General features: G+C 51.6%; 8 protein-coding genes. 1 reads left to right on the top strand and 7 read right to left on the bottom strand.

The features are described 5' to 3' along the window. The first annotated feature begins 243 nt into the window (after window positions 1-243). A complete protein-coding gene (locus VB741_RS13595; protein ID WP_323365725.1) occupies window positions 244-1,455 on the top strand; it encodes a pentapeptide repeat-containing protein in 1,212 nt (403 codons plus the stop codon). 17 nt (window positions 1,456-1,472) lie between these two features. On the opposite strand, the gene VB741_RS13590 is transcribed toward VB741_RS13595, so the two are convergent. From VB741_RS13590 to VB741_RS13560, 7 genes are all read right to left on the bottom strand, one after another. Then, on the bottom strand, window positions 1,473-3,251 hold the full coding sequence (locus tag VB741_RS13590) for a pentapeptide repeat-containing protein (protein WP_323365724.1): 1,779 nt from the start codon (window positions 3,249-3,251) through the stop codon (window positions 1,473-1,475). Between the two features lie 124 nt (window positions 3,252-3,375). Continuing rightward, window positions 3,376-5,499 carry a pentapeptide repeat-containing protein gene (locus VB741_RS13585; protein ID WP_323365723.1) on the bottom strand — a complete coding sequence of 708 codons (2,124 nt, stop codon included), beginning with the start codon at window positions 5,497-5,499 and terminating at the stop codon, window positions 3,376-3,378. Between the two features lie 83 nt (window positions 5,500-5,582). Further along, the gene (locus VB741_RS13580; protein WP_323365722.1) at window positions 5,583-6,335 is read right to left on the bottom strand and encodes a hypothetical protein; all 753 of its coding nucleotides are present in this window, start codon (window positions 6,333-6,335) and stop codon (window positions 5,583-5,585) included. A gap of 4 nt (window positions 6,336-6,339) precedes the next feature. After that, entirely contained in the window at window positions 6,340-7,299 is a 960-nt protein-coding gene (locus VB741_RS13575) for a hypothetical protein (RefSeq protein ID WP_323365721.1), read from the bottom strand. A 300-nt stretch (window positions 7,300-7,599) separates the two neighbouring features. Beyond that, window positions 7,600-7,854, bottom strand: a complete 255-nt coding sequence (locus tag VB741_RS13570; RefSeq protein WP_323365720.1) for a hypothetical protein — start codon at window positions 7,852-7,854, stop codon at window positions 7,600-7,602. Between the two features lie 1,022 nt (window positions 7,855-8,876). Continuing rightward, window positions 8,877-9,344, bottom strand: a complete 468-nt coding sequence (locus VB741_RS13565) for a hypothetical protein (protein ID WP_323365719.1) — start codon at window positions 9,342-9,344, stop codon at window positions 8,877-8,879. A 64-nt stretch (window positions 9,345-9,408) separates the two neighbouring features. Further along, entirely contained in the window at window positions 9,409-9,759 is a 351-nt protein-coding gene (locus tag VB741_RS13560) for a hypothetical protein (protein ID WP_323365718.1), read from the bottom strand. Window positions 9,760-10,470 lie beyond the last annotated feature (711 nt).

The raw sequence follows: 10,470 nt of genomic DNA, 5'->3' as shown, positions 1-10,470 counted from the left end.
ATGGAATTTAATCTGAGCAATCGACAAAAAAGAAGGACACTAGCCGAGGATTTCTCCTAGTAGCTAATGCCCTATGAAATGGGTGGTTAGTGATAGTTAGGAAAGGACGGTTGCAGCGGCAACTTACAGGGTGCTGGGCAGTTAAGCCAGAGCAAGTTAGCCTCAGATTGATTCAAGATTCCTTAATTGATGGGGGTTTGACATGTATCATCACGAGTAGGCTTTACTCGCATCAACCAACCTTTGAATAGAATTATCAGGCAGCAGCTAGGTAAGGTCGAACGGAGCAGAGAACGGCTCAACCAGTCCAAACGATGGCCGTTGATTTTGGCAGCCTCTATCGTCTGGGGGGGTGTCGTATGGCAGATCTACAGGACTGAGTTTTTAGCTGGATTCTGGGGCATTACCAACGATGAAATCGCTGTCGTTACTATCGAAAGGGACGGTGGCGACAACAAAAATACATCTACAGAAACAATCATTATTCAGGACCCGAGTAAGTCCTTTTGGGATGGGCTGCAGTTATTAGGAGTGCCAGTGGTCTTAGCAATATTAGGAGCCTGGTTTCAGAAATCTCAGCAGACGCAAGCCGAGCAAGCAACCAAGGAGCAGCGAGAGCAGGCCGAGAAAGTAGCTAGCCAGCAGCGGGAGCAGGATGCAGACGAAACCCGAGAAGAAGTATTGCAACTTTACTTTGATCGCATATCAACGCTGCTGGTTGATAAAAACCTAATGGCCATTGCCAGCAAAGGCGATGACGCTTCTCCTGAAAGCAAAGAGCTATTAGCAGCCTCACTGGATGTTATCCGAGCCAGAACGTTGTCGATTTTGAGACGATTTGAAAACGATATAGACCGCAAAAGTAGTGTGATTCGATTTCTGGCAGAAGCCGAAATCATTAGTAAATTAAAGCTCGATCTCAACGCGGCTAACCTCAAAGGGGCCAACCTCAAAGGGGCTAACCTCAAAGGGGCCAACCTTGAAGGGACCAACCTCACTAGGGCCAACCTGGGAAGAGCCAACCTCAAAGGGGCTAACCTCAAAGGGGCCAACCTTGAAGGGGCCAACCTTGAAGGGACCAACCTCACTAGGGCCAACCTGGGAAGAGCCAACCTCACTAGGGCCAACCTCAGAGGAGCCAACCTTAGAGGAGCCAACCTCTTTGAGGGTAACCTCTTCGGGGCCGACCTTGAACAAGCCTACCTCACTAGGGCCAACCTCTTTGAGGCCAACCTTACAGAAGCCGACCTCAATGGAGCCTACCTTTGTGAGTCCAGACTCTTTGGGGCAGACCTCTACAAAATTGTCTTCGGCAAAGCAACAATTTGGCCTACAAAAGAGAAATTTACTCAGGCCAAAAACGTCCCTATTAAATTGCAGAAGCAGCTGGGCTTAATTCCTGATCCACCTCAGAAACCACCAACGGATCAACAGCCACAGCAACCTCCACGATAATCTATGGCCACAGCAACTTACGGAGTCCCCGACGGCGGCAGCTGCTCCGGCTGAACCTGCTCTATCTGAGGTAGCGGCACGTTGAGGACGTCGGCCAGCTGCGCCAGGTCAGCGGTGAAGGCGGTGGCACCGATGGTGAGTGTAGTTGCGATCGCAACTAGCCTCTTTAAACGCCGACCGATGCGGCCTGAGTCGGGCTGCTCCTCTGCGAGGTCGCGTTCTAGGTCGTCGAGGGTGTCGTTGGCTTCGTCTTTTTGGTCGGTGGGGAAGGCTTGGGCCTGGTCGCGGAGGGCGGTGAGTAGGCGGGTGATGTCGGCGGTGTTAGAGCCGTAGTTGTTGATTACGCCGCCGTACTGGTTGCCCTGAACGGTTTCGGCGAAGCCTCCGGCGAATTGGGCGTTGCTAAGGTCATATTTTGGTCCTTGCTGACTGTTGGCCATGGTGGTCATCACTCCCATCAGTGTGGCTTTTTCTCGACGCTCTACTTCAATTGTCTGACGTGCGTCCTCTAAATGTTGTCCTTGTAATCGCAAACGTTCTTCGTACTGAGTTTCTAAAGCTTTAATCTCAAATATATAGAGTTCTTTTGCCCGGCTCTCAATAACGGTTTTATCAACCTCTGGCGGCACCGCTAGACGTACAACAAAAGCATCATGTCGTTTCTTCTCAATAGCTTGAATGAAGAGATCGTGATCAGAATATTGACTGTGGAGTTTTTGAAAGGATTGAAAAAAGGCTCGCCAGTCAATACCGTCTTTGAAAATGAGATCGACAGTGTCCACAGCCCTCTGAAATAGAGCCGAAAATTCACCTGGTTTAAAGTTGCCTTCTCTAGGACGACGCTCTTGCTGCTTGGGTTGGAGATAGATGTATTCACAAATTGCATCATCAAATCTCGTAGCACTGTTACTATTGCAATCTTTTAAGCAGGCTCCTGTGAATACCGCTTGCTCAAAACCAGTTCCCAAGATTTGAGCTGCACTCAAATTTGCATCGCTTAAGTTAGCGCTACTCAAATTTGCATCACTTAAGTTAGCGCTATTTAGATCAGAGCCACTTAGATTCGCACTACTTAAATTGACTTCACGCAAGTCCCTTCTGCATAAATCAAAGCCACGCAAATCAACACCGCTCAAATTCACACCGCGCAGATCGACTCCACTCAGGTCAAAGCTACATAGATTGACTCCACTCAAATTCGCACCACGCAGATTAGCATCACGTAAAATCACCCCATTCAAATTGGCTTTACGTAGATCAACATCACGCAAATCAAACTCACTCAGATCGACTCCACTCAAATTCGCACCACTCAAGCTGGTTTCACGTAAAATCACCCCACTCAAATCAACATCACGCAAATCGACTCCACTCAGATTCACCCCACGCAGATCCAGGCGATTCAGATTGATATCACGCAAATCAACACCACTCAGATTCACGCCACGCAGATCAGCATCCTGCAAATTAGCGTCACGCAAATTTGCACTACTCAAATTAGTTTTATCCAGGTTCGCTTTATGAAGCTCAGCTCTCCACAAATTCGCTTCACTCAGATTGGTTTCATATAGATTAGAATTCCACAGCTTGACCTCACACAGATTAGCTCGGCTCAGACTGGCTTCACTCAGATTAGCTCTACACAACCTAACTCGACTCAGATTAGCTCCATTCAAATCGAACCTACTCAGATTGGCTCCATTCAGATCAGGTTCAACCTTTGGGTTATATTCTCTCCACTGATTCCATACTGAAACCCCTTGCTCTAGTCGTTCTAAATGCTCCTGATTAGCCACTCCACCACCCTCACCTCAACAACTGAGCCGACACACCAGAAACCTTTCGCTTACCTTCAACAACAACCCTCAACACCTCCAACGCAGGCCGCTCCGCCTCAATGAGCCTCGCCACCCGCGCCAGCTACGACTTTTTCCACTCCTCAACCGCCCCGACAACGAAAGCGGCGACAGGATGATCAATCGCCTTTTCAAAGGCTTTTATACCACCAGCGGTGAGGGCAGCAACGGCACGTTGTTTGAGGGTTGGGTCGGATTCGATTTGGGTAATGGCTTGGGTAGCCAGGGTCATCTTTTCGGCCATGGTCTCAGCTGGGGCGGTTTGCTCTAGCTGTTTGAGTAGGCTTTGGATTTCAGCGGCGGCCTCGGCGAGGGAGCGCGTTTCGGCGGCGTTGTTGATGGTGCCGCCGACTTGGTTGCCGTGGACGGTTTCGGCGAAGCCGCCTGCGAACTGGGCGTTGCTGAGATTGTACTTGGGAGCATTAGAGCCTTGTTCTGACACGGTGGTATCTCCTTGGTTTTGATAGCTTCCGATTTGGGTTTTGGGTTGAGCGATGGCTGTTTCTAGTAGTCCTGCTAGCCTCTGGGAGCTGCCTTCTTTTTCCATTAGGAGGGCGACCAAGGCTTGCGGAGGCAGGGTTAGTAAATGCTCGTATTGCGCGAAGTATTGGTGATGGAGTTGGGATAGGTCGGCCTGGGGATTGGTGCGGACTCGGAGGTTGAACTTGTCTAAGTGCTGGCCTCGTTTCTCCATGGATATGATTTCCAGGTCGGCATCGGGGTTTTGTTGGCGGAGGTCGCTGAAGGCAATGGCAACGGCGCGGGGGTCTGCGGTCTGGTTGTGGTAGAGGTCGAGGGTTTCGACCATCGGCGCGATGAAGTCCACAAACTCACCGTCGGCAAAGGTTTTGTCCCAATCATCGGGCTTACGGTGAGGGTTTTGGTCGGGTCTGCGCTCAGAGAGCAAACGCATGTACACATAGTCACAGCGGATGCCGTGGAGTTTGGTGCGGGTGGTAATGCCCCAGTCTTCGATGCAGGCTCCGGTGAGGGTGGTGCCGGTGAGGTCGGCCTCGTCTAGCTGGGTTTGTGCCAGATGGGCGTTGGTCAGGTCTGCATCTTGCAGGTAGGCACCGTTAAGGTTAGCGCCGATAAAACTAGCGTTGGCGAGGTTAGCCCCCTGCAGCGCTCCGTCTTTGAGATTAGAGCCGGTGAAGTCCGCTTTGACCAGGTTAGCCCCTTGCAGGTTAATGCCTGTGAGATTGAGAAGATAGTCATAGGATTGCCCCTGACCGTTGCCAGTCAGCACCAACTCACGAATTTTAGGATTGTTGAGATAGGTCTCGCCTGGGCGCACACGATCCAGCTTTTCGGCGTCTCGCCAACGGGTACGGAGTAGCACAGCTCGTCTGAGGTCAGTGCTTTTAAAACGTGCGTGAGAGAAATCAGCATCGGTGAGCGTGGCCCCACGAAAACTAGTTCCCCCAATAGCTGCAAACGCGATGGCAACAGACCGTATCCACGCATCTCGATGATCGCCCTTTAGCGCTCGCCAGCCAATATAAGCACTCACCAACGTCAGGGCTACGGCTCCGGCTACGGCTACGGCTAAGGCTAAGGCTACGGCTACGGCTCCGGCTACGGCTACGGCTACGGCTACGGCTACGGCTCCGGCTACGGCTCCGGCTACGGCTCCGGCTCCGGCTCCGGCTACGGCTAAGGCTACGGCTACGGCTACGGCTACGGCTACGGCTACGGCTACGGCTCCGGCTCCGGCTACGGCTCCGGCTCCGGCTACGGCTACGGCTCCGGCTACGGCTACGGCTACGGCTACGGCTACGGCTACGGCTACGGCTACGGCTACAACACCTCTACGGAGTAGCAAAAACAAGAATACAACAATAACCGCTAATGAAACCCATCCTGCAACTTGATTGTCTAGGTCACTGGAATCAAATATCAGTGAAACGAAATATCCAGTGAATGCTGAGAACAATCCTGAAAGGACTGATAGTAACCATGAGATAACAACTAATCCAATCGCCCAACGCTTCTGCAATCCAGCTTTAGCCTGGGTAAAGTTCGTCCCTTTTAAATTTGCATTGGTGAAGTTCGTACTACGAATATCAGCCCCGCTAAAGTCTGCCCCAGATAAATCTTTTCCTTTAAAGTTTTGACCTCTCAGGTTTACCCCCTTGAAGTCTCGCTCACCGGCTTCATACCGTCGCAACACCTCAGCAGCTTTCATAGACCAACTCCATACGCCAAACTCCCCATACACCTGCTTAACTCATCAAGCCTACCTGATGCTTCTCCTGATAGGATTTTGGGTCATTTACCGAGCAACTCCGCAGAAACTCCTGAAACCTTTCGCTTTCCATCCACCACCACCCGCAAAACCTCCAACGCAGGCCGCTCAGCCTCAATCAGCCCCGTCACCCGCGCCAGCTTACTCGCCCGTATATACTCGCTCACCCTACCTCTGGGCGAATCCCAACGGTAGTAGTAGCTTACGCTCGGCTGCTTCCGCCCCCGATTGCCTATCCGCTCTTCTATCCAGCCTGAAGCATGACCATGAGCCCGATGCTTTCGCCGATTCTCTGCAGAATCCAGCGGCTTAGGCACCATCGTCCGCTTTCCCCCAGAACGCAGATCCACACGCTGATAAACCACCAGCTCCGGCAACAGCGCCAGCTGTGCCCCGTTTAGGATGTCATCCGTCCGCAGCTGCCCATGGCGTTCGGCTTTGAGCACACGCTTACGACCCATTTGCTTGAGGTCATAGGTGCCATGGCAGGGGGCACACAGCGCTTTTAGGTTGGTGCGATCGCAGTTCTGGGGGACGTGATCCAGATGCGCCACCGTCAACTTAAATCGTCCTGGTCTCGGCTCTCGAACATCGCCAATAACCTCCCACCATAAGGGTTTCCAGCTATCTGGCAGCCGCTCGTATAGGGCGCTGACAGCTTCCCCAGGCTGGCGGCAGGGGCGGCCACATTTAGTGCAACGCCAATTGGCCTCGGTTTTGATTTGTAGGGCTAGCTCATCCCAGTTAGCGGGGTAGAGGCTGCGATCCATTGGCATAGCATTATCCCGCCTGGCGCATATCATCGGCAGCGTTGCCCGGTGGCGATACCGCTAACTCCCATTCTGCCTGGAGTAGCGGGATATCGATATGGCACCGTTCAGCGTCGGCCTGCAGCTGCGAACTGATCGGGCTGTGGGTTGCGTTGGCGGAGCCTTCCCCTTGGGAACTCGCGTTTTTAATGCGATGCAATACCGTCGATACGTCGGGTTCTGGCTCCGGTGGTTGCTCAGAACTGTGTTCTGGGGGGGGTGGTTGCCAGCGGGGTCCGTCAGGCCCGATATCGATAGTCCATTCGGGATGGGTTGCGATCGCATTTTGGATCCCTTTACGCATCGCCACTACGGCCCACTGACTCTGGTAACGGGCCAACCTCGCCGCTACGTCTACATCTTCCAGCCCTGGCTGTTCTGGGGGCGGCGGCGGCGGAAGCGTGTCTATTTGCTGCTGCACCGATTGCCATGCCTCGTATTCACGCAAGTTGGCAGGATTGACGCTCTGCTTTTCTAGCCACAGTTCCCGCATTGTGGGCGGTTCCGGTAAGCGACTGGCTTTGGCAAGTAACCAATCCCTGTAATCCGGTTCTATTTCAAAAATGGAATTTTGGCTGTCTCTCTCTCTGTTTAAAGAGTCTAGATCGTTTAAAGAGTTTAAAGCGCTTTGAACTCTTTGCTGCGCTTGAGTTTCAGCCTCCAACTGTTTCCTGGGGGAAACAAGTGTTTCCTCCAGGAAACGATCGTTGTCTGGAGGAAACACTTGTTTCCTGGACAAAACACTGTTTCCTGGAGGAAACACGTACTGACTATCCGACACCTCTACTGGATCAGGTTCTAATTTATCCGTCCTAAGTTTGACCTTGGCTGCTGTGATTTCCAGGTCAATCCAGTCTTTCTGGTCTAGAACTTTTAAGGCTTTGCTGACGGTGCCAGGACTGCATTCAAGGTCAGTAGCGATTTGCCGCACCCCGATTTCTAAATCTTTATCTCCCCAAGGATCAAGGGTTCGAAGGTAGTAAAGAACGTCCCTTTCCCTTGGTTTCAGCTCTTTTACAGCTTTTAACCATTCTTCATTTGTCAACCTGTAATGACGTACAGGCCTAGGACGCGATTGAGGTTTAACCGCACCTTGATATTTATGTGTCATAATGGGACTACAAATTTTAATCTGAATGACCCCCGAAGTTACGAGCTTACGGGGGTTTTTTATACCAAAAAAACCGAATATGTACGCAAGTACATGGGTGTCACTTTACGCCTGAGGCCATTAGCTAGCCTTTGGTGTAGACACTACGTTCTCTTCAACTGAATGCCAACGGACTACAACTTCCCCTCCCATTAGTTCGATTAGTTCAGCCAAATCTGTATAGCGCCTATTGTCTGGCTCTCCAAAACACTTACCTACAAGCTTAGAAACGTCAGTAGGTTTATCCTTACCGCGCTTAGCAGCAAGCTTTTTAGCTAACTCATATTTGGATATGTCAAGCGCAGCTAAACGCTTCTCCAAAATTTCTTTCAGCACTTTTTTGTAGGTCGATTGACATGTATATATAGACTACTCGACACGGTACAAAATTGATCACTCAAAATCACGTTTTTTTGATAGTTTGTTTGCTCGGCTGCGTTTTCCAGCGAATAGACAGACGGGAACTGGCAAAAAGGCACCACTGTTTTGTCAATACATTTTAGACCTGAGGGCCGATGCCCTGAAGGGTTGATCGAGTGAAGCCTCAGGCTGATGATGATGCCCAGATATGACCGCTCACTCATGAGTGAAAAAACGCCAGAGAAGAAGCTGTAAAAAGTCCCTTACAACGTCCGTTAGTTAGCACTTTTCCTGGGGCACCTAAAATTCGGGGCTTGTGATCTAGTCGCAACAGCACTTCTGGCCCTATGGCCCGATTTCGCAATAGTCGGGTCAATAGACCATGGTTCTATAAAAGCGATGTCAGCGGAGCCGACATCCGTTGAGTAGCTGCCTATCAATCGAGTGCTTGCATTAGTTCATTACATTGCAGATTTATTTCCTTCAGCCGTTCGCGGATGCGCTGATCTGCCTCAGGTGTGCGCGTTTCTTCGTTGGATATTTGGCTGAATAGTCGGGTTGATTCTCGGTCGAGTGCGATGCTCTACTAGAGCGGCTATGCCAACGCAATTGCGTAAATCCGGTAATAGTCCCAACTTGGATCAGGCACTGGGCGATCATCGTCAATCCAGCTTGGATACTTGGGGGAGTCTTCGGTCATATCAGCCTCTAAGGTTCAGGGAGTTGTTGTGCCCGTGGCACATTTCAGTTTCGTTTTTTTGGCCCTGGGCTGAGCCTAGCGCATCCACTCCACTACAGAGGGTTTAGCTATTTGCGTCAGGTGTTGTAGGGGGCGCTCCGTTCCTGCGCTTCTTTAAGATATGGGGCCAAAAAAACTAGTGGGGGATTGGTCAGTTGGCTTCGCTATCTGTTCTTGCAGGAGAAGAGAGAAGAAAGGAAAGGAGCGAAAGGGTATCGATGGCGCAGCCCTGAGCGAGTGTCAAGGCTGCATATGATTCTTAAAACGGTAGCTCGTCCTTGCAGCGCTGCATAAACAACGTGCTCGAAAACGCCCGTATCGTCGTTTCTTGGGCCTCTGGCAGCGCTGCCTTCAGCTCCTGAAAGATGCCCACAATGTCTGCCACATCACGGCTAGTTGGCTGCTTAGCCTGTGCCGTCGGTGTTGCTGGAGTCTCCAAAGGTGGCGGCGCTGGAGTCCGTTGGCCTAGTAACTGCATTAGTTCCGGTGGCTGGTTTCTGGCCATCCTCCATTTACCTCGGCGGTACTCACACAGTACCGTATCCCCCCGCTGTAGCTCCGACAGGGGACCAGGGTTAAAGTAGACCCGATGTTCTTGGGCATCGGAAAAGACAACGACTGTGGAGTGCTGGGCCTGCCATTCTGGATTAGTGGTGCTCGGTTCGCTGGGGTCAAACTTGAGCTTTGCCCATTGCAATGTATTGGTAGCGGTAGTTGCTTCATTCATAGGTTTGTTGGTTTGTTTGATGTGGCGTACAGCGGGGCACCACTCCCGCTTAGGTGCAAGACTTTTAAAACGGCACGTCGGGCGAATAGAATCGGCACCGTGAGGCGTAGTGCTGGGGCATCTGCGCCAGGTCGCTGGCTGCTCGTAGCTCACACAATCCAAGGCTCATATGGGTGTTGCCATTGGATAACAGCAAAGGGCGCGGTGGTCGCCAGCTGACGCACTGGGCGCATAGGGGCTGATGCTGCATCGGTAGCGTGTCTGGGAGTTTAGCCAGCTCGGTTTCAATGGCTTGCTTTCCCCATATCCTCACTAGCTCCGCTAGCTCCAGCGTGGCAAAGCTCCACTCTTCGGCCTTTTGCGATGCTTCTTTTTCCCGCCGTTCCTGGCAGATATTAAAATCTAACTCGTACATCTTGTTTCCTTTGCGTAATTGGTAGGCAAGATGTGCACGGAATGATCTGGTTGCAGCCAGATCATTCCACCTATACACAACTCACCTAAAAGAGAGTTTTTTGTTAAGCTTATTAAAGACCCAAAAGTATTGATATACATACACTTTAGGTATTCAAAAAACTCTCTTTTTACTCTTTTATTGTATCACTTTTGGCGCTAAAAACGGTACAATAGTACTAAGCACATGGGAGTAGAAGCCCTCGTGGGACCATACGGAAACGAACCGGCAACGGGGAACTAGACGGGAAACGGGTCAGTTGGGGCGGAACCCCACGAAGTCGGAGAAGGCAAGCTTAGACCGGGTGACAGACGTGAAAACCAGCCTAGTCAGTGGCCACCGGCTAGGCGTGCTAACAACGTGAATAACAGCAATGCAACAACTAGAACTAAAACCCAAGCCTGACATACTCAACGCCTGTCCCTGGGCGCGGCCCCACCACGCAGGCGTTGCTTGCGGCGTAGTGCTCGCGATACCCTGCCCGTTACCCTCCGGCCTGGCTCCATGGCTACGGGCGCAGGGCTGGCAGTCTAAGGCGGTGGCCCATGGGCGTAACCGGTCTCGCGCTCTAACTCAAGCAAACAGGGGCCAATCGACTGCACCGAGTAGGTTTCGGTGTGGATAAAGGCGTTCAGTTTCATGCTGAATGCGAAAATGAGTAAACGCTTGCCA

Origin of the sequence: Leptothoe sp. PORK10 BA2 (assembly GCF_034932105.1) — a bacterium.
GTDB lineage: Bacteria > Cyanobacteriota > Cyanobacteriia > Phormidesmidales > Phormidesmidaceae > Leptothoe.
The sequence above is the reverse complement of the archived record's forward strand: the minus strand, read 5'-3'. Positions and strand labels throughout refer to the sequence as shown.

What these genes read in the sequence shown, in the direction of transcription:
- VB741_RS13585 (WP_323365723.1), bottom strand. Translation starts at nt 5,499, where the DNA reads ATGAAAGCTGCTGAGGTGTTGCGACGGTATGAAGCCGGTGAGCGAGAC.
- VB741_RS13580 (WP_323365722.1), bottom strand. Translation starts at nt 6,335, where the DNA reads ATGCCAATGGATCGCAGCCTCTACCCCGCTAACTGGGATGAGCTAGCC.
- VB741_RS13565 (WP_323365719.1), bottom strand. Translation starts at nt 9,344, where the DNA reads ATGAATGAAGCAACTACCGCTACCAATACATTGCAATGGGCAAAGCTC.
- VB741_RS13560 (WP_323365718.1), bottom strand. Translation starts at nt 9,759, where the DNA reads ATGTACGAGTTAGATTTTAATATCTGCCAGGAACGGCGGGAAAAAGAA.